At 61.8% G+C, this 23,028-nt stretch carries 21 protein-coding genes and 1 other annotated feature; of the genes, 6 read left to right on the top strand and 15 right to left on the bottom strand.

The genetic code is table 11. The annotated features are described in order from the left end of the window. The first annotated feature begins 20 nt into the window (after positions 1–20). Positions 21–818, top strand: coding sequence for a thioesterase II family protein (locus ACJ8HB_RS17685; protein ID WP_141240922.1), 798 nt, complete (start codon positions 21–23; stop codon positions 816–818). A 3-nt stretch (positions 819–821) separates the two neighbouring features. On the opposite strand, the gene ACJ8HB_RS17690 is transcribed toward ACJ8HB_RS17685, so the two are convergent. Further along, positions 822–1,985 carry a multidrug effflux MFS transporter gene (locus tag ACJ8HB_RS17690; RefSeq protein WP_047568972.1) on the bottom strand — a complete coding sequence of 388 codons (1,164 nt, stop codon included), beginning with the start codon at positions 1,983–1,985 and terminating at the stop codon, positions 822–824. 99 nt (positions 1,986–2,084) lie between these two features. Here ACJ8HB_RS17690 and ACJ8HB_RS17695 point away from each other — a divergent pair, with 99 nt between their 5' ends. Then, positions 2,085–2,852, top strand: coding sequence for an AraC family transcriptional regulator (locus ACJ8HB_RS17695; RefSeq protein WP_060421973.1), 768 nt, complete (start codon positions 2,085–2,087; stop codon positions 2,850–2,852). A 109-nt stretch (positions 2,853–2,961) separates the two neighbouring features. Here the strand turns inward: ACJ8HB_RS17695 and ushA are convergent, their stop codons facing one another. Beyond that, complete coding sequence (gene ushA / locus ACJ8HB_RS17700) at positions 2,962–4,614, bottom strand: bifunctional UDP-sugar hydrolase/5'-nucleotidase UshA (protein ID WP_033647263.1); 1,653 nt, start codon at positions 4,612–4,614, stop codon at positions 2,962–2,964. 178 nt (positions 4,615–4,792) lie between these two features. On the opposite strand from ushA, the gene ACJ8HB_RS17705 reads away from it, so the two are divergent. Then, on the top strand, positions 4,793–6,013 hold the full coding sequence (locus ACJ8HB_RS17705) for an MFS transporter (RefSeq protein WP_060421979.1): 1,221 nt from the start codon (positions 4,793–4,795) through the stop codon (positions 6,011–6,013). A gap of 245 nt (positions 6,014–6,258) precedes the next feature. Beyond that, the gene (ybaL, locus tag ACJ8HB_RS17710; protein WP_033637356.1) at positions 6,259–7,950 is read left to right on the top strand and encodes a YbaL family putative K(+) efflux transporter; all 1,692 of its coding nucleotides are present in this window, start codon (positions 6,259–6,261) and stop codon (positions 7,948–7,950) included. Positions 7,951–8,008: 58 nt separating this feature from the next. On the opposite strand, the gene ACJ8HB_RS17715 is transcribed toward ybaL, so the two are convergent. From ACJ8HB_RS17715 to ACJ8HB_RS17770, 12 genes are all read right to left on the bottom strand, one after another. After that, positions 8,009–9,313 (bottom strand): inosine/guanosine kinase, encoded by a 1,305-nt coding sequence (locus tag ACJ8HB_RS17715; protein ID WP_060421981.1) that lies wholly within the window; start codon positions 9,311–9,313, stop codon positions 8,009–8,011. A 90-nt stretch (positions 9,314–9,403) separates the two neighbouring features. Beyond that, on the bottom strand, positions 9,404–10,366 hold the full coding sequence (hemH, locus tag ACJ8HB_RS17720) for a ferrochelatase (protein WP_060421984.1): 963 nt from the start codon (positions 10,364–10,366) through the stop codon (positions 9,404–9,406). A 119-nt stretch (positions 10,367–10,485) separates the two neighbouring features. Further along, positions 10,486–11,649, bottom strand: coding sequence for a glycerate kinase (locus ACJ8HB_RS17725; RefSeq protein ID WP_060421987.1), 1,164 nt, complete (start codon positions 11,647–11,649; stop codon positions 10,486–10,488). A gap of 9 nt (positions 11,650–11,658) precedes the next feature. Beyond that, the gene (locus ACJ8HB_RS17730) at positions 11,659–12,924 is read right to left on the bottom strand and encodes a GntP family permease (protein ID WP_060421989.1); all 1,266 of its coding nucleotides are present in this window, start codon (positions 12,922–12,924) and stop codon (positions 11,659–11,661) included. 119 nt (positions 12,925–13,043) lie between these two features. Then, on the bottom strand, positions 13,044–14,177 hold the full coding sequence (locus ACJ8HB_RS17735; protein ID WP_039566980.1) for a sugar diacid recognition domain-containing protein: 1,134 nt from the start codon (positions 14,175–14,177) through the stop codon (positions 13,044–13,046). 164 nt (positions 14,178–14,341) lie between these two features. Then, a complete protein-coding gene (adk, locus tag ACJ8HB_RS17740) occupies positions 14,342–14,986 on the bottom strand; it encodes an adenylate kinase (protein ID WP_004940261.1) in 645 nt (214 codons plus the stop codon). Between the two features lie 202 nt (positions 14,987–15,188). Then, the gene (gene htpG / locus ACJ8HB_RS17745; protein ID WP_033637352.1) at positions 15,189–17,054 is read right to left on the bottom strand and encodes a molecular chaperone HtpG; all 1,866 of its coding nucleotides are present in this window, start codon (positions 17,052–17,054) and stop codon (positions 15,189–15,191) included. A 144-nt stretch (positions 17,055–17,198) separates the two neighbouring features. Further along, positions 17,199–17,804 (bottom strand): recombination mediator RecR, encoded by a 606-nt coding sequence (recR, locus tag ACJ8HB_RS17750; RefSeq protein WP_004940263.1) that lies wholly within the window; start codon positions 17,802–17,804, stop codon positions 17,199–17,201. After that, positions 17,804–18,133 carry a YbaB/EbfC family nucleoid-associated protein gene (locus ACJ8HB_RS17755; RefSeq protein WP_004940264.1) on the bottom strand — a complete coding sequence of 110 codons (330 nt, stop codon included), beginning with the start codon at positions 18,131–18,133 and terminating at the stop codon, positions 17,804–17,806. The genes recR and ACJ8HB_RS17755 overlap by 1 nt, the downstream gene beginning before the upstream one ends. A gap of 41 nt (positions 18,134–18,174) precedes the next feature. After that, entirely contained in the window at positions 18,175–20,133 is a 1,959-nt protein-coding gene (dnaX, locus tag ACJ8HB_RS17760; protein WP_047568984.1) for a DNA polymerase III subunit gamma/tau, read from the bottom strand. Continuing rightward, positions 18,778–18,842, bottom strand: a sequence feature (DnaX frameshifting element). (Overlaps the previous gene by 65 nt.) A 92-nt stretch (positions 20,134–20,225) precedes the next feature. Then, positions 20,226–20,777 carry an adenine phosphoribosyltransferase gene (gene apt / locus ACJ8HB_RS17765; RefSeq protein ID WP_015376864.1) on the bottom strand — a complete coding sequence of 184 codons (552 nt, stop codon included), beginning with the start codon at positions 20,775–20,777 and terminating at the stop codon, positions 20,226–20,228. Positions 20,778–21,055: 278 nt separating this feature from the next. Then, the gene (locus ACJ8HB_RS17770) at positions 21,056–21,436 is read right to left on the bottom strand and encodes a DUF454 family protein (protein ID WP_004940275.1); all 381 of its coding nucleotides are present in this window, start codon (positions 21,434–21,436) and stop codon (positions 21,056–21,058) included. A gap of 134 nt (positions 21,437–21,570) precedes the next feature. On the opposite strand from ACJ8HB_RS17770, the gene priC reads away from it, so the two are divergent. Together priC and rsmS are read left to right on the top strand one after the other, a co-directional pair. Beyond that, complete coding sequence (gene priC / locus ACJ8HB_RS17775) at positions 21,571–22,107, top strand: primosomal replication protein PriC (protein ID WP_033653242.1); 537 nt, start codon at positions 21,571–21,573, stop codon at positions 22,105–22,107. A 103-nt stretch (positions 22,108–22,210) separates the two neighbouring features. Next, positions 22,211–22,390, top strand: a complete 180-nt coding sequence (gene rsmS / locus ACJ8HB_RS17780) for a pleiotropic regulatory protein RsmS (RefSeq protein WP_016928837.1) — start codon at positions 22,211–22,213, stop codon at positions 22,388–22,390. Positions 22,391–22,665: 275 nt separating this feature from the next. On the opposite strand, the gene ACJ8HB_RS17785 is transcribed toward rsmS, so the two are convergent. Then, complete coding sequence (locus ACJ8HB_RS17785; RefSeq protein WP_033647269.1) at positions 22,666–23,019, bottom strand: DsrE/DsrF/TusD sulfur relay family protein; 354 nt, start codon at positions 23,017–23,019, stop codon at positions 22,666–22,668. Positions 23,020–23,028: the final 9 nt, after the last annotated feature.

The raw sequence follows: 23,028 nt of genomic DNA on the forward strand, positions 1-23,028 counted from the left end.
CCAAGGAAGCCCAGGCTTCCTTGGCATCCCTGAAAATACGGATTTTCGCCATGCATTGCACCCACTTCCCCAACGCCCCCCTCGGCCTGAAACCGCTAACGCCGGGACGCCAGGGCAGCCTGCGGCTGATCGCTTTTCCCCACGCCGGCGCCGGAGCCACTGCCTTTCAGCGATGGGCCCCCGCGTTGCATCAGGACATCGAACTCTATGCCGTGCAATACCCCGGTCGAGAGGAGCGGGCGCACGAAGCGCCGCTCTGCCAACCCCAATCGCTCATCAATCAACTGATACCGGCACTGCAGCCACTGCAGGATAAACCGCTGATCTTTTTCGGCCACAGTCTTGGCGGACGAGTTGCGCTGGCGTTAGCGATGGCGCTGCCCCAACCGCCGCTGCAGTTGATCATTTCCGCCAGTTCATCGCCCTTTCTGGCGCGCCACAGCCAGTTGCTGAGGATGCCTCGTGCCGCTTTGCTGAACGCACTTTGTGCCGGCGAGGGCCTGGATGAGTCTCTCATCGGCGACAGCGCGCTGGCCGATTACTATCTGCCGCTGATCCGTGCCGATCTGTTACTGTCCAGCCAATTGCTTTTCCCTGCGCAACCGGGTTACCACGCCCCGCTGGCGATGTTCTATGGTGAAAACGACGAGTTGATCGATCGGCAGGATTTGCTCGACTGGCGCCGGATCGCGCAAGGCGATTTTCAGCAGCGCACTTTTGCCGGCGGACATATGTATATCACCACGCAGCGCGAGGCGGTGATAGCCGGCGTTCACCAGTTGCTGGCGGGCCGCCTGAGCGAACCGGCCAGCCGGTAACACTCAGGCGTTTTCACGCTCAGGCAACGCCAAACGGCGCTCGTTGTGCACCACCCGCCACGCCAACAGCAGCACGCACAGGCTGCAGAGCGACAGCACGGCGCCCAGGTGCTGCGACAGCCCGGCCAGCACCAAGCCACCGCCAAGCATCAGGTAATACATCAGGCCAAGGATCGCGCCGGCGGTGCCCATGCAGTCTTTATAATGCCGCAGCGCGCGCGCCAGAATATTGGGAATGGCGATGCCGTACGCCATCACCACCAGCATCATCGGCAGAACGAACCACAAGCTCCCTTCCAGCAGCAGTACCAGCAGGCCGCCGGCCAGTGATAAAACGCAGGCCAGCATCAGCAACGCGGGGAACAGCCAGTGTTTGCCGATCAAAAACTTGTTGATCGCCGCGCCGATACCGACCCCGGCCGCCAACACCAAACCGGTATAACCGAACCACTGCGCCGGCAGTTCCAACGCCGCGAAGTGGAATGGCGCCAGCTGGTAATAGCTGAACATGCAAATATTGAACAACGCCACCAGCAGCGCACTGAGCCAAATATCCCCGTCCTTGATCATCCGCCCCAGCGTGCCGAAAAATGAATGCCTCACCACCTGTTGCGGACGCGTCTCCGGCAGTTGCCAACCGGCATAGCCCAGCAACAGCGCCGCCAACAGCGCCAAACCGCCAAACACCCCCTGATAGCCCCAATAGTGAGTCAGCACTGCGCCGCTCAATACGCCAACCGCCGGGCTGATCGCCATGGCGATCCCCATCACCGAGAACACCCGCGCCAACTCATAACCGTCGAAGCGATCGCGAATCGCCGTTTGCGTCCCGACCGAACCGACCGCCGCGCCAAAGGCGGCCAGCACCCGCGCCGCCAGCAGCACGCTGAAGCTGCCGCTGAACAGCGCGACGATAGAAGCCAGCAGATAGAGCGTCAGCCCGGCCAAAATGGTGGGACGGCGTCCGATAACGTCGCACATCCGCCCCCAAACCACCACGCCCAGCGCAAAGGCGAAAAAGTAGCAAGAGAGCGTTTGCGCCGCCATTTCCGCACTTACCCGGAAACCGTGCGCAATGTGCGTCAATGCCGGGCTGTAGATGGTCTCCACCACCTGGGGAAACATCATCATCGACGTCGCCAATGTCAGAGTCAGCTTACGTTGCATAACAGATCCTGTAGCCAAGAATAAGCTGCACAAGGTAGCATCTGCTCCCGGCGCCGATTACAATATAAAAGACAATAAATTTACAAAATCGGACATACTATGGCGTGGCTTCAGGCGCAGGACAGTTTTAATCCGGATACGCTCGACAACGGCGTGCTCGGGATCGCCGCCGAACTGGCGCAGCACGACTCTGGCACGCATTGGCATGACAGGGGCCAGTTGCTGTTCTGTCAGCAAGGCAGCATGCGTATCACGCTCAACCAAAGCATCTGTATGCTGCCGCCGGGCAGAGTTGCCTGGATCCCGCCGCAAGTGGCTCACCGCGTTCAGGTCAACGGCGTAGTCGGTTACCGTTCGCTTTATCTCGACGCCGATCGCTATGCCTGTCTGCCTGCGCAGCTTGCCGTACTGACAGCCTCGCCGCTGCTGCGCGAGGTGTTGGAACGCATCGCGTTCGCCGCATTCGACACCGACTGGAAGCATGGGCCTCACGCCAATATTCTGGCGGTCTGCCTGGACGAGATCGCCGCCGCGCCGCGCGAACTGACGTTGCTGCCGCTGCCCAGCGACCGGCGCCTGCGCCATCTGGCCAATCTGGACATGCTTCCGCCGCTGCACGAGCTATCGCGCTACAGCGGCGCTTCCGAGAAAACCATCAGCCGGATTTTCCGCCGTGAAACCGGCCTCAGTTATCAACAGTGGCGTCAGCAATGGCGCCTGATCAAAGCAATAGAGATGCTGGCCGCAGGGCTGAGCCAATCCGACGTCGCCGGTCGGCTGGCGTTTTCCAGCGACAGCGCCTTCGCCACTTTTTTCAAGAATATGGTGGGCTGCCCGCCGAGGGCGTATATGGAGAGAAGAAAGTAAGAGGCCGTCTAAAACGGCAACGCTGACAGAAAGCGTTGATGGGGAGGAAAAAAGCGACGGCGGGAACGGCGCCCCCGCGACAAGCGAGAAACGCCGTTCCGCTACGCCCTTATCGATAGACGATCTCGCCCTTCGGCTCGTAGGCCGCCGCATCCAGCGGTGAATGTTTCTCGATGTACTGCTTCAACACCTCGGCGTCGATAAAGCCGGTGTTGACGTAGCTCGGCAGCCCGTCCAGCTTCGGATAGCCGTCGCCGCCCAGCGCGTTGAAGTTCAGCGTCGCCATGCGGTAGGTTTTATCCGCCTGCAGCGGCTGGCCGTTGATCTTCACCTCGCTGACGCCCTTGCCGTCCGCCACCAGGCTGACGTTGGCGAACTGGGCGTAGGCGCCGGAATCCGGCTTCATGTTGGCCACCACCGCCAGGTACTGCTCAACCTCGCTGCCTTTCATATCGACATGCACCAGGGTGTTGCCGAACGGCTGTACCTTGAGCACGTTCTTATAGGTGATATCGCCGCTTTCAATCGAATCGCGCACCCCGCCGCCGCTCATCACCGCGAAGTCGGCATCGGCGCGCTCCCTCTGCGCCGCCAGCATCACCCGCGCCAGGTTGGTCTGCACGAAGCGCACCTTGCTGCGATCGCCCTCCAGCTTGCCGTTAACGCTGCCGATCTTCACGCCCAACTGCGCCTTGCCCTTCTCCTGGAACGGCGTCAGCAGTTTCATCATGGTCGGGTCTTCCGCGATCTGCTGGGTGTAGTACACCCGCTCGCTGGTGCCGTCCGCCTTCTCCACCTTCTTCTTCAGGTTTACCGGGATCAGCTGATAATGCACCAGTTTCAGCTCGCCGTTGCGGAATTCGAAGTCGGCGCGGCCCACGTATTTGCCCCACTCGTGCGCCTGCACGATCCAGGTGCCGTTCTGGCGATCCGGCGAGCACGGCGTGCCCGGCACGTAATCTGCCTGTTTGCGGTTGTCGCCGGCCATGCACACCGGATCCTGCGAGTGGCCGCCGACAATCATGTCGAGATACCCGGCCGGCAGGCTGCGCGCCATTTCCACGTCGCCCGGCGCGTTCGAGCCGTGTTCGCCGTTGTCGTAGTGCCCCATATGGGTGGCGGCGATAATCACGTCCGGCTTCTCGTCCTTACGCAGTTGCTCCACCACCTGCTTCGCCTCCTGCGCCGGCACGCGGAACTCCATGTCGGTGAAGTACTCCGGGTTGCCTATCTTGGCGGTGTCGTCGGTCGTCAGGCCGATCACGGCAATCTTGATGCCCTGCTTGTCGAACAAGGCGTAAGGCTTGAACAGGCGCTGGCCGGTGCTTTTCTGATAGATATTGGCGGACAGCAGCGGGAAGGTCGCCCATTTTTCCTGCTGCCGCAGCACGCTCAGCGGGTTGTCGAATTCGTGGTTGCCGATCGCCATCGCGTCGTAACCCACCAGGTTCATGCCGCGGAAGTCCGGCTCGGCGTCCTGCAAATCCGATTCCGGCACGCCGGTGTTGATATCGCCGCCGGACAGCAACAGCAGGCTGCCGCCCTGCGCCGCCACTTCCTGACGAATGCCGTCCACCAACGTTTTCTGCGCGCCCAGGCCGTATTCGCCATGATCGTTCTGCCAGAAGTGACCGTGATGGTCGTTGGTATGCAGAATGGTGATGGCGTAGGTCTTATCCTTTTCCCAGGCACTGGCGGCCCCCGACAGCAACGTCAGGGAAACGGCCAACGCACATGCGGTGGTTTTCAGCGAAAAACGCATGGCGGATCTCCGTGTATTAAATGGCTTTTATGATGAGGGCGAAATTGTAGCGCGAATCAATGACAGCTGATTTCAAATTTTTGCGATGTGAGTCTGATTATTTCAGATATGGTAAAAATTGCGCACCCTGCCTAAGATGTCTTCTCTGTGCTCAACAACTTATCAGGCTAATAATAATATGACCGACAGTAGCCAAAGCGCGATGCCGCCCGCCAAGGGCAGTGCGGTGAAAGGCACCGCCTTCTCGATCCTCGGCGCCATCAGCGTGTCCCACCTGCTCAACGATATGATCCAATCGCTGATCCTGGCGATTTACCCGATCCTGCAAGCCGATTTTCACCTCAGCTTCGTGCAGATCGGTATGATCACCCTGACCTATCAGCTGACGGCCTCGCTGCTGCAGCCGCTGATTGGTTATTACACCGATAAACACCCGCAGCCTTATTCGCTGCCGATCGGCATGGGCTTTACCCTGTCCGGCCTGCTGCTGCTGTCGGTGGCGAGCACCTTCCCGCTGGTGCTGCTGGCGGCGGCGCTGGTGGGCACCGGCTCATCGGTGTTCCACCCGGAATCCTCGCGCGTGGCGCGCATGGCCTCCGGCGGGCGGCACGGCCTGGCGCAGTCGCTGTTCCAGGTCGGCGGCAACTTCGGCAGCTCGCTAGGCCCGCTGCTGGCTGCGCTGATCATCGCGCCTTACGGCAAGGGTAACGTCGCCTGGTTCACGCTGGCGGCGCTGCTGGCGATCGTGGTGTTGCTGCAGGTCAGCAAGTGGTATCAACATCAGCACCGGGCAACTAAAGGGCAGCCGAAAAGCCCATCAACGCTGAAAGCGCTGCCAAAACGTACCGTAGTCTACTCGCTGGGCATCCTGCTGGTGCTGATTTTCTCTAAATACTTCTATCTGGCCAGCATCAGCAGCTATTACACCTTTTATCTGATACATAAATTCGGCGTTTCGGTGCAGAATGCGCAAATTCACCTGTTCGCCTTCCTGTTCGCGGTGGCGGCAGGCACCATTATCGGCGGGCCTCTCGGCGACAAGATAGGGCGAAAATACGTTATTTGGGGCTCTATTCTCGGCGCTGCGCCGTTTACCCTTGTTTTACCTTATGCATCGCTCTATTGGACCGGCATTTTAACGGTGATTATCGGGGTTATTCTCGCCTCGGCGTTCTCCGCCATTTTGGTCTACGCCCAGGAGCTGATCCCCGGCAAGGTGGGCATGGTTTCCGGCTTATTCTTCGGTTTTGCTTTCGGTATGGGCGGATTAGGCGCGGCAGTTCTTGGTTATGTCGCGGATTTGACCAGTATCGAACTGGTCTACCAAATCTGTGCTTTCCTGCCGCTGATCGGCATTATCACCGCACTGCTGCCCAATATGGAGCATAAACCGCAATAACCCCGCGACTAGCCCGGATGAAATTACTTATTCGTCCGGGTTATCTTACGGATAAATCAATGTTATTTTCTCTATCTGGCACAAAACCCCCTCATTGCCGCGCCTTAAGTGAAATCCTCTGCCTTTTTACAAAAAAGGCCAAATTAGCCAAGCAAGTCGCGCACAAATGCAATAAACTAAATGTATCTTTTCGTAACTTTGTTGCGTTTCTCCCGTGCCGCGATGCATAGCCAGAAGGAGTATGGATGCATAATTCAACACCGCTCATTACCACCATCGTCGGAGGGTTAGTACTCGCCTTCCTCCTCGGCATGCTGGCGAACCGCCTGCGCATCTCCCCTCTGGTGGGGTATCTGGCCGCAGGCGTGCTCGCCGGCCCGTTCACCCCCGGTTTCGTCGCCGATACCTCATTGGCGCCGGAACTGGCGGAAATCGGCGTTATCCTGTTGATGTTCGGTGTTGGCCTGCACTTCTCTTTGAAAGACCTCCTCGCAGTAAAATCTATCGCCATTCCCGGCGCCGTAGCGCAAATAGCCGTCGCCACCCTGCTCGGCATGGGGCTGTCCAAGCTGCTCGGCTGGGATCTGATCTCCGGCCTGGTGTTCGGCCTCTGCCTCTCCACCGCCAGCACCGTGGTGCTGCTGCGTGCGCTGGAGGAGCGGCAGCTGATCGACAGCCAGCGCGGGCAAATCGCCATCGGCTGGCTGATCGTCGAAGATTTGGCGATGGTGCTGACGCTGGTATTGCTACCGGCCTTCGGCAACATGCTGGGCAACGACAACGCCAGCAGCAGCCAGCTGCTGATGGAGCTGGCGCTGACCATCGGTAAGGTCATCGCCTTTATCGCGCTGATGATCGTGGTCGGCCGCCGCCTGGTGCCGTGGATCCTGTCAAAAACCGCCAGCACCGGCTCGCGCGAGCTGTTCACCCTGGCGGTATTGGCGCTGGCACTCGGCATCGCCTACGGCGCGGTGAAGCTGTTCGACGTCTCCTTCGCGCTGGGCGCTTTCTTCGCCGGCATGGTGCTGAACGAGTCCGAACTGAGCCACCGCGCGGCGCACGACACCCTGCCGCTGCGCGACGCATTCGCAGTGCTGTTCTTCGTCTCGGTCGGCATGCTGTTCGATCCGATGATCGTGATTAACGAACCGCTGGCGGTGCTGGCGACGCTGGCGATCATCGTGTTCGGCAAATCCGCCGCCGCGTTCCTGCTGGTGAAAATGTTCGGTCACTCCAAGCGCACCGCGCTGACCATTTCCGCCAGCCTGGCGCAAATCGGCGAGTTCGCCTTTATTCTGGCGGGCCTCGGCATTGCACTCGGCATGATGTCGGAACACGGCCGCAATCTGGTGCTGGCCGGCGCCATTCTGTCCATCATGCTCAATCCGCTGTTGTTCACCCTGCTGGAACGCTATCTGGCCAAGACCGAAACCATCGAAGACCAAATCCTCGAAGAGGCGGTGGAAGAAGAGAAGCAAATCCCGGTGGACATGTGCAATCACGCGCTGGTGGTCGGCTATGGCCGCGTCGGCAGCCTGCTGGGCGGCAAACTGGCCGAAGCGGGCATCCCGCTGGTGGTGATCGAGAACTCCCGCCCGCGGGTGGAAGCGCTGCGCGAACAGGGCATCAAGACGGTGCTGGGCAATGCCGCCAATCCGGAAGTGATGGATCTGGCGCGGCTCGACTGCGCGCGCTGGCTGCTGCTGACCATCCCCAACGGCTATGAGGCCGGCGAGATCGTCGCCTCGGCGCGCGCCAAGCGGCCGAATATCGAGATCATTGCCCGCGCCCACTACGACGACGAGGTGGCCTACATCACCGATCGCGGCGCCAACCAGGTGGTGATGGGCGAACGGGAGATCGCCAACAGCATGCTGAACATCCTGCAGCTGGACACCCTGAGCGAAGAAGAAAAAATGGGCGGCTGCCCGATCTGAAGCGCCACGCGCGCACAAAAAAAGGTCCGGCATGCCGGACCTTTTCTTTTTCAGCGGGTTAACGCTCCCAGTAAGACTCTTCCAGGCTGTCTTCCCGCTCCGGCAAGCCGCGAGTGAGGCGCGGCGAATGCTGGTTCAACACCTGGTAGCTGACGCGGTTGGCGTATTTGCACACCTGCGCCAGGGAGGAGTAAGTCAGGTAGCTGCGCACGTGCTTGCTGGAGTTCGGCACGTTGTGGCGGTGATAGCCGTTGGCGGCGATATCGTGCAGCAACGCCGACAGCGCGCCGTCGCCGGCGCCGTTGGTGTTCATGATCTTCTCCGGCCCGCCCATATACGGTGCGATGTGCGAATAAACGCGCAGCGGATTTTCACAGTGTTCACGGCGCATGGCGCGGCTGAATTCGTAGCGGTTGAACTCGGCGATATGACCCGGCAGCAGCGGGTGCTGGGTCTGGCGCTTGTTGGCCTCTTCGGTGTAGCCCGCCATATACAGGCCGTTCGGCCCGGCGGTGCACAGCACCAGATCCACCCACTCCAGCGCCATGTCCGAGGCGGTCAGCGGATCGCTCAACCCGGTCAGCTCCAGCGCTTCGTCTTCGTTCATCGCCAGAATCGTCACGTTTTCCTTCAGGAAGTCGCGCCACCACTGCGGGTTGTCGGCAATGACGTACTTGGTGCCCAGCGTCAACACCACCGGTACGTCGTGCTTTTTGGCGTATTCGATCGCCTGCAGGGTGGCGGCCTTCATCGGTTCCCCTTCCTTGCAGCGCACCAGATAAGAGCTCAGCACCAGCGCCGACGCGCCGGCGATCACCTCTTCAGGAATGCTTTCCGGGCGCAGCTGGTTCATTTGGCCCGGGTTGATGGCGAAGGTGCGCTCGCCGCTTTCGCCAATCAGCGTGAAACAGCGGCCGATGGCGCCGTCTACGCCCTGCAGATAGTTGAGATCGGTACGGCTGGAGGTATTGCACAGGTAACGGTAGGCGTAGCTGCCGATTTTCACGTTGCTGCACATCACGCCGAGCAGCACCGAGCGATCGTCCGCCAGCACCGAATAGTTGTGCATGGTATTGCCGATGGTGCCGCCAGCGAACTGATGGGTAACCAGGTTGTTTTCATTCAGTTCCTGATACAGCGCCTCGGCGACGTCGTCTTCGATCACCAGAGAGTGGCCCAGGCTCAGGCCGTAGCGCTGGACAAAAACGTCGTCCACCTTCGCCTCGATATCCACCAGCGTCTGGTCGATGCCGACGATATACGAGGTGCTGATTTCACTTTCGGGCTGGGCCTGCTGCAGAAGCGGATCGCGGGCGCTCACCGGGAAATAGTGTTTGGACTTGCGTTTACCAGGAAATTTCATGTGATTGGCGGTGGTGGCGGTTTAACAAGCGGAGAATGTTAACACATTCCCGCCCGATCACGATGATTCTAATATACAGATTATTGATGATTAGAGGCGCTGCGCCACCAGCTGCTGCATCATATCGATATGCGCCGGCTCGTCGTTCAACGCAGAGATATACTCAAACTTCTCGCCGCCGGCCTCGAGGAAGATCTCGCGGTTCTGCTCCTTGATCTCTTCCAGCGTTTCCAGGCAGTCCGCCGAGAAACCCGGGCAAATCAGCTGAATGTGCTTCACGCCCTGCGCCGGCAGCCCCTTCAGGGTCTCATCGGTGTACGGCGTTAGCCACGGCTCGCGGCCGAAGCGCGATTGGTACGTCATCATCACTCGCTCCGGCGCCAGCGGCAGCGTGGCGCTCAGCGCTCGCAGCGTATCCTCGCAGCGCTGCGGGTAGTCGTCGCCCAGGCGCGCATAGCGTTTGGGGATACCGTGGAACGACAGCACCAACCGATCCGGCTGGCCATGCTCGGCGAACGAGCGCTCCACGCTTTGCTGCAGCGCGGCGATGTAGGCCGGGTGTTCGGCGTAATCGCGGATGAAGGCCACAGAAGGCAAGCGGCGATAGCCTTTCAGCACCAGCGCTACGCCATCCCATACCGCCGCGCTGGTGGAACAGGAATATTGCGGATAGAGCGGCAGCACCACCAGGTTGGTCACGCCCTGCGCCAGCAGCTTGTCGATGGCTTCCGCCAGGCTCGGCGAGCCGTAGCTCATGCCCAGCTCCACCGGCGTATTCGGCATGCGCGCCGCCAGCGCCCGCTGTTGGCGGCGGCTGTACACCAGCAGCGGCGAGCCTTCTTCCATCCACACCGACTGATAGAGCTTCGCCACGCGCGGCGAACGGATCGGCAAGATCGCGCCGTTGAGGATCGGCCACCAGATCAGCGGCGCCGTGTCGACCACGCGATCGTCACTGAGGAATTCCTTCAGATAGCGTTTGACCGCCGACGAGGTCGGCGCATCTGGCGTGCCCAGGTTCACCAGCAATACGCCGTGTTTCTCTTGCTTCATCTCAGTTCCCCTCATTTCCTTTCCGGCCGGCATTCCGTTCTGGGTCGGGATGTCAGCAGCCATTAATGCCGGCTATTGTAACGGAAAAGTCGTGCATCGAAACCGATAACAGCAACAGGCTATGCCTGTGGGCCTACCCCTTGCGCCAGTCGCCACACCGCCGCCACGTTGCGCGCCGTCACCTGCAGATTGCGATCGGCCCCCGCCAGCGCTTCTTCCAGCGTCACGATGCCATCGAGCACCGAAAACGCCGCGTCGATGCCGTGTTGATGCACCACCTGGTAATCCGACGTCAGGCTGCCGGCGATGGCGATCACCGGCACGCCGTGGCGCTTGGCCACCCGCGCCACGCCGATCGGCGTTTTGCCGTGGATCGACTGGCTGTCCAGCCGGCCTTCCCCGGTGATCACCAGATCGGCATCGCGCACCGCCTCATCCAGGCGCAGGGTTTCGGTGACGATCTCGATGCCCGGCCGCAAGCGCGCGTTGAGCATGCCGAGCAGCGCCGCCCCCATGCCGCCCGCCGCGCCCGCCCCTGGCTGGGTGAGCACCGCGCGGCCGGTTTCCCGTTCCAGCAGCTCGCCATAGTGATGCAGCGCCGCATCGAGCTGCGCCACCATCTCCGGCGTCGCTCCCTTCTGCGGCCCGAACACCGCCGAGGCGCCCTTTTCGCCGCACAGCGGGTTATCGACGTCGCAGGCGGCGGTCACGCTCACCCGTTGCCAACGCGCATCCAGCCCGGCGAGATCGAGGTGCGCCAGCTGCGCCAGCGCCGCTCCGCCTGCCGGCAGCGGCCGGCGTGCCTTATCCAGCAACTTCACGCCCAGCGCCTGCATCATCCCGGCGCCGCCGTCGTTGGTGGCGCTGCCGCCGATGCCGAGAATGACCGCCTTCACGCCGCGTTCCAACGCCGCCAGCATCAGTTCACCGGTGCCGTAGCTGGTGGTGATGCGCGGATCGCGCCGGCCGGGCGGCGCCAGGTGCAGCCCTGAGGCGGCGGCCATTTCAATCACCGCGGTTTCGCCGTCGCCCAGCAGGCCATAGAACCCCTGCACCGGCTCTCCCAGCGGCCCGGTGACCGTCACCTGGACGATTTCACCGCCGGTGGCCGCCACCATCGACTCCACCGTGCCTTCGCCGCCGTCCGCCATCGGCAGCTTCACGTAGTGCGCCTGCGGGTAAATTTGGCGGAACCCCCGCTCGATGGCGTCGGCGACGCCGAGCGCGCTGAGGCTCTCTTTGAAAGAATCCGGGGCAATAACCACTTTTTTCAGCGTTTTCATCACTGTTCCTTATCCCGCCAGGTTAAATACGCCAAACATCAGCGCCGAGATTGCCGCAATGGTGAATCCCACCAGCGTTTCGTACGGCAGCAGCTTCAGCCGCTCGTGCACCGCCATATTGACGCTGCCGCCGGTGGCGTGGAAGAAGCTGCCGTGCGGCAGGTGATCCAGCACCGTGGCGCCCGCATGGATCATCGCAGCGCCGGCCAGCCCGCTCACGCCCAGCTCGAGCAGCGTGGAGCTGAACACCCCGGAAGCCACGGCGGTGCCGGCGGTGGTCGACGCGGTCGCCATCGACATCAGCGCGCCGGACAGCGGCGCCAGCAGCCAGGCCGGCAGCCCGGTGTGCGTTAAGCCGTTAATCAAGACATCCTTCAGCGCCGAGTTGGCGATAATGCCCGCCAGCGTGCCGGTGCCGAGCAGCATGATCGCCACCGGCGCCATGCGCGACAGGCCGGAGACCATAAACTGATTGCACTGGCGGATGCGCCCCATCAGCAGCGCGCCCGCCAAACCGCCGGCCGGCAGCGCGATCAGCGGATCGACGGCGATGCCGGCGATCGGCCGCAGCGACAGCAACAGGATCGCCACCAGCGGCGCACTGATCGCCGCAGCGAAGCCCGGCCGCGCCCCTTCGGCATGCTGAGTCAGCTCTTCGGCCATCACTTTGCTGCCTTTATCGCTCAGGCGGCGCGCCAGCAGATAGGCCACCACCAGGCCGCACAGCCCCGGCACGATGCCGGCCATCATTACCGAGGTGAGCGGCACGTGGAAATTGTCCGCCGCCGCGATGGTGTTCGGGTTGGGCGACATCACGTTGCCGGCCTTGCCGCCGCCGATCATCGCCAGCAGGATCGCCGCGCGCGAAATGCCGGCCTTTTGGGCTATCGACAGCGCGATCGGTGCGACGGTGATCACCGCCACGTCGATAAATACCCCCACCGCCGTCAGGATCAGTGTAGCCACCGCCAGCGCCAGCAGCGCGCGGGTTTCGCCCACCTTGCGCACGATAGTTTCGGCGATGGTGTGCGCCGCGCCGGATTCGATCAGCACCCCGGCCAGCACCCCCGCCGCCAGGATGCGCATCACGGCGTTGGTGATGCCCTGCGCCCCGCCGATCATCAGCGTTACGGTCTGCACCAGGTCGGCGCCGCCGCACAGCCCGCCCACCAGCGCGCCGGCGATCATGCCGTAAGCCGGCGGCACCTTGCGTAGAATCAGGACGATGGCGACGGCTAACGCCACCAGCGCCCCCAGAGTGGATACGGTTGTCATTGTTGTTTTCTCCGTGGTTGATGTGCAGGCCAACATATCCCGCGCACCCGGCGTTGGCCTGAGGGGAAACAACAAAAAATCGCCGGGGGAACGGCGTGGAATTTGTGGGTTGGCACAACTCAGTCGTGCATCAGCATGCCGATATATAACCGCAGAGCGTCGGTTAATTGGTTGATTTTCATGCCAGTTATCGCTTCGATACGCTGCAGGCGATAGCGCAGGGTATTGACGTGGATATGCAGCTGTGCGGCGGTCTGCGTCTGATCACAATTCTGCGAAAAATAGTGGCGCAGCGTGCCGCGCAGCACGCCTTTTTCGTCCTGTTCGCCCAGCGTCCGCCAGGGGCGACCCAGCTCCTGCGCGCGCCAATCCTCCCCCAGATCGCACAACAGCGACGGCAGCGGGTAGTCGTGGTAGAACAGCGTGGCGTGACGCAGTTTCAGGCGCTGCGCCATCGCCTGAGTGGCGCGCGCCGTCAGGCTGGAACGATAGGCGCTTTGCGGATCGTCATAAAAACCGCCGACGATCAGCCGCACCCGGAAGCGGTGTTTGAGTTGGTTTTGCAAACGCTGGGCCTGTTGGCGCTCCAGCTTCAGGCTCCATTCGCCCTGCACCATGCAGGCCGGGCGCAGCAGGGTCATTTCATTGAAGCCGGTAATGGCGATCAACGCGTCGCGCTGGGTGGCTTCCAGCTCCGCCAGCAGCTCGCGCAGCAGGTGCGGCTGCGCCTCTTGCAACTCGACGATCCACACGATGCGCGCCTGGCGCAGATCCAATCCCAGATACGCCGCCATCGCCGCCAGCGACGCGGTGTTCGGCTGGGGCTGCAGCAGCTGATTCGCCAGCTCTTCCCGGTAGCGTTTTTCCCACTGGTGCTGATCCAGCAGCGCCGCCTGCTCCACCATCATCTCCGCCGCCATCTTCACCAGCTCGGCGTAGGCGCGCACCTCGGCCGGTTCGCCGGAGATGCCGATCACCCCCACTCGCTGGTTGCGAAAGCTGAACGGCAGGTTGATGCCGGGCCGCACGCCCTTCAGATGTTCGGCGGTGGCGCGGTCGATTTCCACCACCCGGTTCTCCGCCAGCGCCAGCACGGCGCCTTCATGGCGCTGGAACAGGCGCTGCGGGTTGCCGGAGGCGATAATCACGCCGTTGCTGTCCATCACGTTGACGGAATGGCTGATGATGCCCATCGCCCGCTGGACGATCTGGCGCGCGGTGGCTTCCGCCAGAAGATTGGTTTGTCTGAGCATGCCCGCTCCCTGCTGAGGGTGAAAACGCAGGCTTGTTATACGCTATTTGGCGCGGGCGATTAACGGGCACGGCCGCAACAAGCCGCCGCGATCACAATTTGGCGGGAAAACGGCAAAAAAAACGCCGGGCCACAGGCCCGGCGTCATGCACAACGTGCTTGCGATCAACCGAGGATGGTCGCCAGCTCTGCGCTCACTTCGGCCACCTTGCGGGTGCCGTCGATTTTGCGGTATTGGGTGTTGCCCGCCGCCGCTTCTTTGCTGTAGTAAGAGATCAGCGGCGCGGTCATCTGATGGTATTCCACCAGGCGCTTGCGCACGGTCTCTTCCTGATCGTCCTTGCGCGTGGTCAGCTCTTCGCCGGTCACGTCGTCTTTGCCTTCCACCTGCGGCGGATTGAACTTCACGTGGTATACGCGGCCGGACGGCGCGTGCACGCGGCGGCCAACGATGCGGTCAACGATCAGCTCGTCCGGCACGTCGAACTCCAGCACGAAGTCCACGTTGATGCCGGCTTCTTTCATCGCGTCAGCCTGCGGAATGGTGCGTGGGAAACCGTCCAGCAGAAAGCCCTTGCGGCAATCTTCCTGAGCGATGCGCTCTTTGACCAGCGCGATCACCAGCTCATCGGTCACCAGCTTGCCGGCGTCCATGATCTCTTTCGCCTGCTTGCCCAGTTCACTGCCGGCCTTCACGGCTGCGCGCAACATATCACCGGTGGAGATTTGCGGAATGCCGTATTTCTCCATGATGAATTGAGCCTGAGTACCTTTACCAGCGCCCGGAGCGCCCAGCAGAATGATACGCATTGCGTAAATCCCCTTGCTATGTAGTTTTTATAAAATTGCGAAAACGCTCAACGATACCATTTCAGGGGGGGCAGGCTCAAGGCGCGCGAAGGAAATCGATTGCGGAATGTGCAAAAAAACGGACGAACAAAAAGCGAGAAAAGGCGGGGAAAAATCGGCAATGCGCCCCTAACGGTGCCGTTAAGGGCGCATATTTTCAGTTTCAGGCGGACAGCAACTTGTTCATGCGACGGATGAACAGGTTCGGATCTTCCAGCGTGCCGCGTTCAGCCAGCAGAGCCTGATCCAATAACAGGTCGATCCATTCGGCGAAATGTTCGTTATCGCCCACATCGGATGCGCGTTTGACCAGAGCATGCTCCGGATTAAGCTCGAAAATGTACTTCACTTCCGGCGCCTGCTGGCCGGCGGCGGCGAACAGCTTGGCCATCTGGGTGCTCATTTCGTCGGCGTCGGTCACCACGATCGCCGGCGTATCGGTCAGGCGGTGCGTCAGGCGCACATCCTTCACCCGCTCGCCCAACAGGGTTTTCACGCGTTCAATGAACGGCTCCAGCTGCTTCTCGGCGGCCTTCTGCTCTTCGGTTTCATCCGCCAGTTTATCCAGCGTTTCATCCGCTTTGCTAACCGACTGGAACGGCTTGCCGTCGAATTCGGTCAGATAGCTCATCATCCACTCGTCGATGCGATCGGACAGCAACAGCACTTCGATGCCTTTCTTGCGGAACAGCTCCAAGTGCGGGCTGCTCTTGGCGGCGGCGTAGCTGTCGGCGGTGATGTAGTAAATCTTCTCCTGCCCTTCCGCCATGCGGCCGACATACTCTTCCAGCGACACGGTCTGCGCCGAGCTGTCGCCGTGGGTGGAGGCAAAGCGCAGCAGCTTGGCGATCGCTTCCTGGTTGCCGTGGTCTTCCGCCGGGCCCTCTTTCAGCACCAGACCGAACTGCTGCCAGAATTTCTGGTAGCCTTCGGCGTCATCTTTGGCCAGCTTATCCAGCATCTGCAGCACGCGCTTGGTCAGCGCGCCGCGCAGGTTTTGCGTCACGCGGCTGTCTTGCAGGATCTCGCGCGACACGTTCAGCGGCAGATCGTTGGAGTCGATCAGGCCGCGCACGAAGCGCAGGTAGTTCGGCATGAACTGCTCGGCGTCGTCCATGATGAACACGCGCTGCACGTACAGCTTCAGGCCATGCTTGTGATCGCGGTTCCACATGTCCCACGGCGCCTGCGCCGGGATATACAGCAGGCTGGTGTACTCCTGCTTGCCTTCTACCCGGTTGTGGCTCCAGCTCAGCGGATCGGTGAAGTCGTGGGCGATGTGCTTGTAGAACTCTTTGTACTCTTCGTCGGTCACGTCAGCCTTGCTGCGGGTCCACAGGGCCTGCGCCTTGTTGATCTTCTCCCAGGTGACGGTGTCGTCTTCTTCGTTTTTGCTTTCGATCTCCACCGGCAGGGCGATGTGATCGGAATATTTGCCGATCACCGAGCGCAGGCGCCAGGCGTCGAGGTACTCATCTTCGCCTTCGCGCAGATGCAGGGTGATTTCGGTGCCGCGGGTCTCTTTGGTGATGTCGGCGATGGTGTAGTCGCCTTCGCCGGCAGACTCCCAGAACACGCCTTCGTCATCGGCGGCGCCGGCGGCGCGGGTGCGCACGGTCACTTTGTCCGCCACGATGAACGCCGAGTAGAAACCGACGCCGAACTGTCCGATCAGCTGGCTGTCTTTCGCCTGGTCGGAACCGATGGATTCCAGGAACGCTTTGGTGCCGGACTTGGCGATGGTGCCGAGGTTTTCGATCACTTCTTCGCGGCGCATGCCGATGCCGTTGTCGGCGATGGTCAGGGTGCGCTGCTCTTTATCGAAGGACAAGCGGACGCGCAGCTCGCCGTCGCCGGCGTACAGCTCTGGCGCGGACAGGGCGCGGAAGCGCAGCTTGTCGGCGGCGTCAGAGGCGTTGGAAATCAGCTCGCGCAGGAAAATTTCTTTGTTGGAGTACAGCGAATGGATCATCAAATGAAGCAGCTGTTTTACTTCAGACTGGAACCCGCGGGTTTCTTGACCTTTCATACTCATTGATTACCTCAAAAGACAATGGCTACCAAAATCGAACAATGAGGATCAGATGAGGGTCAGGGTCTTGTTTTTCAAGCGGACGGCGGGAGATTTTTGGCAAAAAAATGACGGGGCCGAACGGCCCCATCCGGGAAAACATCAGAACTTGATGGCGTGACGCCCGGCCAGCGAATGCGACAGCGTGGTGCCGTCGACCATCTCCAGCTCGCCGCCCACCGGCACGCCGTGGGCGATGCGGCTGGCGAGCACGCCATACTGGCCGCACATCTCGGCGATGTAGTTGGCGGTCGCTTCCCCTTCCACCGTCGGGTTGGTGGCGAGGATCACTTCGGTGATGCTTTCCTTTTCCAGCCGTTGCTCCAGGCGATCCAGACCGATATCGCCCGGCCCGATGCCGTCCAGCGGCGACAGATGCCCCATCAGCACAAAGTAGCGCCCGGCGAACTGGCCGGTCTGCTCGATGGCGTGGATATCCGCCGGGCTTTCCACCACGCAAATCTGGCCGTTTTGCTGACGGCGCGGATTGGCGCAGATGGTGCAGACGTCCTGCTCGGTGAAGGTGCGGCAGTCGGCGCAGTGGCCGATTTCCGACATCGCGCGCGTCAACGCCTGCGCCAGGCGCATGCCGCCGCTGCGATCGCGCTGCAGCAGCTGAAACGCCATGCGCTGCGCCGATTTCGGGCCGACGCCCGGCAGGCAGCGCAGCGCCTCCATCAGGGATTCAAGGAGCGGGCTGGTTTGCATCAGAACGGCATCTTGAAGCCAGGCGGCAACTGCATGCCGCTGGAGACGGAGGCCATCTTCTCTTTCTGGGTCTCTTCGATGCGGCGCGCGGCGTCGTTGAACGCGGCGGCGATCAGATCTTCCAGCATCTCTTTGTCGTCTTCCATCAGGCTAGGATCGATCTCCACGCGGCGGCAGTTGTGCGCACCGTTGATGGTGACCTTCACCAGGCCCGCGCCAGACTCGCCGGTCACTTCCAATTTGGCGACTTCTTCCTGCATCTGCTGCATTTTTTCTTGCATTTGCTGGGCTTGCTTCATCAGGTTGCCCAGACCGCCTTTACCAAACATAGTCGTCTCTCGTCGCTAGGGCCGCGCACCTCGCGCGGCGTTTAAAGGGGGCGGATACTCTCTTCATCCAGATCCGCGTCGAAGAACCGGCACAGCGTCTGAATATGGGTATCCGCAACGATGGACTGGCGCGCCTGCGCCAGCTTTTCTTCATAGATGGCTTGTCGCCACTCCAGCGGGGTGCGCTCCGCCGGATTATCGTCCTCTATCACGGTCAGCTCGATCGGGCTGCCGTACAGCTCGCCGAGCGCTTCGGCCAGCGTCTTCTGCGCCGAAGGCGAATTCAGATGACGCTGCGAAGACCGCAGATGGAGGCAAATCTTGCCCGCTTCCGGCTGCTGCTTGAAGGCGTTCAACGCCAGCTGCTGCACCAGTTTCGGGATCTTCAGCCTGTCGATTTCCGCCGCCCAGGCGTCGCGCTCCAGCGACTCCACCACCAGCTTGGCGGCCAGCTCCGGCGTTTTCTCGTGCTCCAACGCCGTGCGCAACGCTTTCGGCGTCGCCAGCGGTTCCGGCGCCGCTTCCGGCTCGGTCTGCGCGCGCCAGCGATAGGCTTCCGGCTTGGCCGGTTTTTCCGGCACCTTCTTCTCCGCCAGACGCTGCTGGCTACGCTCGGTCACGGAAGCCAAACGCCCCAGCGCCGAGTTTGCCGGCCGCGCTATTCCTGGCGCCGCCGGCTCATTCTTTTTTGGTGTGGATGCTCCCTGCTGCCGCTGCAGCTGGGACCGCGCTTTCAACAGCTGGGCGGTGGCATCCGGTAATGGGGTCGATGATTGCCGCGACGGCGCGGCCGGCTGCCCTAGCGGCGGCGGCGCGTCCTGAAACTGCGGCGGCTGTTGCGATGCGGCGGCCTGCGGCTGCGCCATCGGCGCCGGCGCGGTCTGCACCAACGCCACCGGCTCCGGGATCACCGCTTTCGGGTGAAACGCCAGCGCGCGCAGCAGGGTCATCTCAACCCCCATGCGGCGATCCGGCGCATAGGCCAGCTCTTTGCGGCCGACCAACAGCGTCTGGTAGTAAAGTTGCACATCGGCCGGCGGCAGGGTGCGCGCCAGCTCGCGCAGCCGTTGTTCCACGGCGGCGTACTGATTGTCGAGCATCGAAGGCAGCAGCTGCACCATCGCAATGCGGTGCAGCAGCGCCAGCGTCTCCACCAGCAGGTTTTCCCAGTCCACGCCGCGCGAAGCGGCCTGTGCGACCTGCGCCATCACCTTTTCGCCGTCGGCGCTGACCAGCGCTTCGAGGATCGCCAGCGGCTGTTCATCATCGAGCGTGCCGAGCATCTGGCTGACGGTGGCGGCGGTCACCTGCCCCTGCCCCATGGCGATCGCCTGATCGGTCAGGCTCAGCGCATCGCGCATGCTGCCGTCGGCGGCGCGCGCCAGCAGCTGCAGCGCGCGGGCGTCGCTGGTGATCTGCTCCGCCGTCAGCACCGTTTCCAGCTGCTGGCGGATCTGATCGACGTCCAGCGCCTTGAGGTGGAATTGCAGACAGCGCGAGAGAATGGTCACCGGAAGCTTTTGCGGATCGGTGGTGGCCAACAGGAATTTGACGTGCGGCGGCGGCTCTTCCAGCGTCTTGAGCAACGCGTTGAAGCTGTGGCGCGAGAGCATGTGCACTTCATCGATCAGGTAGACCTTGAAGCGGCCGCGCGCCGGCGCGTACTGAACGTTGTCCAGCAGATCGCGGGTATCTTCCACCTTGGTTCGGGAAGCGGCGTCGATCTCGATCAGATCGACGAAGCGCCCCTGCTCGATCTCGCGGCAGTTGTCGCATTGGCCGCACGGCGTGGCGGTGATGCCGGTTTCACAGTTCAGGCCTTTGGCCAGCAGGCGCGCGATGGTGGTTTTCCCCACGCCGCGCGTGCCCGAGAACAGATAGGCGTGATGGATCCGCCCCAGCGAGAGGCCGTTGGCCAGCGCGGTCAGGACATGTTCCTGGCCGACCACGTCTGCGAACGTTTGAGGGCGCCACTTACGGGCGAGAACCTGATAGCTCATTAATACCGGAGAAGTCGAGGAATCTGGAGGGTCATGCTAACACAGCCCCGCGGCGATCCGCGAGGCCGTTGTGCCCAAGGGGCGATGCCGCATCAATGGCCGGCGAAGTCCACCAGGCAGTAGCAGTCGATGCCCAGCTTGTTCAGACGCGCTTCCCCGCCCAGATCCGGCAGGTTGATGATGAATGCGGCGTCGTTCACTTCACCGCCCAGGCGGCGGATCAGTTTGGTGGTCGCTTCGATGGTGCCGCCGGTCGCCAGCAGATCGTCCACCACCAGCACTTTGTCACCCGCGGTGATGGCGTCGGTGTGGATCTCCAGCTTGTCGGTGCCGTACTCCAGCTCATAGCTTTCGCTGAGCGTGGCGCGCGGCAGTTTGCCCGGTTTGCGCACCGGCACGAAACCGACGCCCAACGCCAGCGCGACGGGCGCGCCGAACAGGAAACCACGCGCTTCGGTACCCACCACCTTGGTCACGCCCGCTTCGCGATAGCGCTCAACCAGCAGCTCGATGCTGGCGGCGTAGGCCAACGGGTTTTCCAGCAGGCTGGTCACGTCGCGGAACAGGATGCCCGGCTTCGGATAATCCGGGATGGTTTTGATACTGTCTTTAATAAACTGAAGCTGCTGCGCAGTAGCGGTCATAATTGTTGCCTGATAAAACTGCCTGAAAACCGGCGCGCCGCTCACCCGCCGCCGCCGGGTGAAACACACCGGAGATGAAATGGCAGGCGATCCGCGCACGAAAACGCCCAAATCTATGCAAACTGGCGGACAAATGCAACTCTCCCCTGCATCTTTCAACCCGCAGCGTTGTTGACTGCACGCATTCCCCCCGGTCACTTACCTAAGTAAGCTCCCGGGGATGCCTGCGTTTGTCGTCTAGCTGCGGCTTGAAAGCTATTGGGGAGTTTAAGGGACAATCAGCGCTGTTTTTGTTGCGGCAGGTCAATAACCGGCAGGCGCAGCATAAAGGTCAGCAAAATGGCCAGCATCAGCAGCAACAGCCCGCGCACCCACCAGATTTTCACCAGCCACAGCGAACAGGCGAAGGTGAGCACGATCACCAGCACCGCCTTCCACTTCGCTCCCGGCGGCAGCGCGCGATGCTGTTGCCAGTGGCGCAGGTAGGGGCCGAACCAGGAGCGGTGCAGCAGCCAGTGATGAAAGCGCGGCGAAGAGCGGGCGAAACACCAGGCGGCCAACAGCAGAAACGGCGTGGTCGGCAACAGCGGCAGCACCACGCCCAACGTCGCCAGCACCACCGCCAGCCAGCCCAAAATGATCAATAACCCACGCGTCATGCGGCTCTTCGCTCCTCAATCGGTTGCCGCCTACTGTAGCATCGGCGCCGCGCCGGCGGAATATGCGTACGGCGCTTGTTTCACGGCAGGATCGCGGGCAAGCTTACGCCTGTTGAAATCAAGAGGGAGCTTATGTGAGCACTCAGCGTCTATTACAGGTGTTGGCACAGCAGATCGCGGCGCTGGCGGCCGAAGTGACCCCGCGCGGCGACGTTCCGATCCCGCAGGCGCGCTTCGACGCCGCCCTGTTCGCCAACCGCGGCACGCGGCTGCGCGACTACCTGGCCGAGGTGGAGAAGAATTTCGCCCAGCTGCAAAGCGCCGCCAACGACAGCCGCACCAGCCAGGTGGCCTTTCTGGCCGAAAAACTGGTGGCTCAGATCGCCGCCCTGCAGCGCGAGCTGGCCACCCAGGCGCTGCGGCGCAAGAACCAGCCGAAAGAAGCCCCCGAGGCCGATCTGTACCACAAGCTGGCCGAGCATCAGGACTACGAACGCCGGCTGATCGCCATGATTCAGGATCGGGAAAGCCTGCTCGGCCGCCAGACCACGCTGGCGGCACAGCAAAAGCTGCAGCACGAGCTGGCGGCGCTGGAGGGGCGCCTGATGCGCTGCCGCCAAGCGCTGGCGCGCATCGAGCGCAATATCGAGCGCAAAGAAAACGGTTTTTGAAGATTTATCACAATATTTTAATGATTATTCCCGGTTGCGCGCCGGGTTCACTATACTCTGCCGGTACACGAGTTATTCATTCCATTAATTAAGCGCAGGTGCTATGTCTCTGGAAAACGCCTCACCCGAACTGCAGCTGGCGGTAGACTTGATTTACCTGCTGGAATGCAACGAGATCGATCCGGCCACCGCGCTGGCGGCGCTGGATATCGTCAAACGGGATTATCAGGAAAAACTGCAGCGCGCCGGCGTCACCTCTCCCTATCTGCCTGCCGGACAGTGATCAGGGACAGCGCCGCTGTCCCTTTCGTCTTTCAACGCTCATCAGCCCGCCGTCTGGCCGCCTTCGTCCGGCGAGCTGAGCGCGCAAATAATAAGGAAAAAAAAGCGTGTCGCGGCGGCGATGCGCCGACAAACGTGAGCGGCGCCAGAGAAGGCAGAATCAATCAGCGCTGAATGATTTAGCTTCGGATCGGTTAAGAAGCCTGAAGAGTGTCACGGCCGCCGGCGGGCAACGAACAACAAAAGCGTTGCAGCTGATGACCCGTTGCAGCGGAATCAGAAAGTCAGCACTTTTTCCGCCGCCAGCGTCCACTGCGCCAGCTCGACCAACGTACCGATCGCCACGCCGTCCGCCAGCGGCAAGCGGCTGACGCCGCGCGCGTCGGCACAGGTCTTGCACAGCTTGACCGGCACCTGCTGCGCGGTGAGGATCTCCAGCATCTGCTGCAGGTGGTATCCCTCGTGCGGCTGCTGCCCCGCCAGCCCGGCCACCACCGCATCGGACATCAGAAACAGCCGCAGGTCGAGACTGCTCTGCTGCTCTTTCATGGCGATGGCCAACCGCAGCGCATTGAACAAGGATTCATGGCCATAGGCGGCGCCATTGGCGATGAGAACGATGGATGACATGAAATCTCT

The organism is Serratia sp. CY27727, assembly GCF_052169275.1.
Lineage (GTDB): Bacteria > Pseudomonadota > Gammaproteobacteria > Enterobacterales > Enterobacteriaceae > Serratia > Serratia sarumanii.

Bases quoted from the DNA above. Each gene is read 5' to 3' on its own strand.
- ybaL (WP_033637356.1), top strand. From the start codon at position 6,259: ATGCATAATTCAACACCGCTCATTACCACCATCGTCGGAGGGTTAGTA.
- rsmS (WP_016928837.1), top strand. From the start codon at position 22,211: ATGTCTCTGGAAAACGCCTCACCCGAACTGCAGCTGGCGGTAGACTTG.
- ACJ8HB_RS17695 (WP_060421973.1), top strand. From the start codon at position 2,085: ATGGCGTGGCTTCAGGCGCAGGACAGTTTTAATCCGGATACGCTCGAC.
- ACJ8HB_RS17690 (WP_047568972.1), bottom strand. From the start codon at position 1,985: ATGCAACGTAAGCTGACTCTGACATTGGCGACGTCGATGATGATGTTT.
- adk (WP_004940261.1), bottom strand. From the start codon at position 14,986: ATGCGTATCATTCTGCTGGGCGCTCCGGGCGCTGGTAAAGGTACTCAG.
- ACJ8HB_RS17755 (WP_004940264.1), bottom strand. From the start codon at position 18,133: ATGTTTGGTAAAGGCGGTCTGGGCAACCTGATGAAGCAAGCCCAGCAA.
- dnaX (WP_047568984.1), bottom strand. From the start codon at position 20,133: ATGAGCTATCAGGTTCTCGCCCGTAAGTGGCGCCCTCAAACGTTCGCA.
- ACJ8HB_RS17770 (WP_004940275.1), bottom strand. From the start codon at position 21,436: ATGACGCGTGGGTTATTGATCATTTTGGGCTGGCTGGCGGTGGTGCTG.
- recR (WP_004940263.1), bottom strand. From the start codon at position 17,804: ATGCAAACCAGCCCGCTCCTTGAATCCCTGATGGAGGCGCTGCGCTGC.
- ushA (WP_033647263.1), bottom strand. From the start codon at position 4,614: ATGCGTTTTTCGCTGAAAACCACCGCATGTGCGTTGGCCGTTTCCCTG.
- ACJ8HB_RS17730 (WP_060421989.1), bottom strand. From the start codon at position 12,924: ATGACAACCGTATCCACTCTGGGGGCGCTGGTGGCGTTAGCCGTCGCC.
- ACJ8HB_RS17705 (WP_060421979.1), top strand. From the start codon at position 4,793: ATGACCGACAGTAGCCAAAGCGCGATGCCGCCCGCCAAGGGCAGTGCG.
- htpG (WP_033637352.1), bottom strand. From the start codon at position 17,054: ATGAAAGGTCAAGAAACCCGCGGGTTCCAGTCTGAAGTAAAACAGCTG.
- apt (WP_015376864.1), bottom strand. From the start codon at position 20,777: ATGACCGCTACTGCGCAGCAGCTTCAGTTTATTAAAGACAGTATCAAA.
- ACJ8HB_RS17735 (WP_039566980.1), bottom strand. From the start codon at position 14,177: ATGCTCAGACAAACCAATCTTCTGGCGGAAGCCACCGCGCGCCAGATC.
- hemH (WP_060421984.1), bottom strand. From the start codon at position 10,366: ATGAAGCAAGAGAAACACGGCGTATTGCTGGTGAACCTGGGCACGCCA.
- ACJ8HB_RS17725 (WP_060421987.1), bottom strand. From the start codon at position 11,649: ATGAAAACGCTGAAAAAAGTGGTTATTGCCCCGGATTCTTTCAAAGAG.
- ACJ8HB_RS17785 (WP_033647269.1), bottom strand. From the start codon at position 23,019: ATGTCATCCATCGTTCTCATCGCCAATGGCGCCGCCTATGGCCATGAA.
- ACJ8HB_RS17715 (WP_060421981.1), bottom strand. From the start codon at position 9,313: ATGAAATTTCCTGGTAAACGCAAGTCCAAACACTATTTCCCGGTGAGC.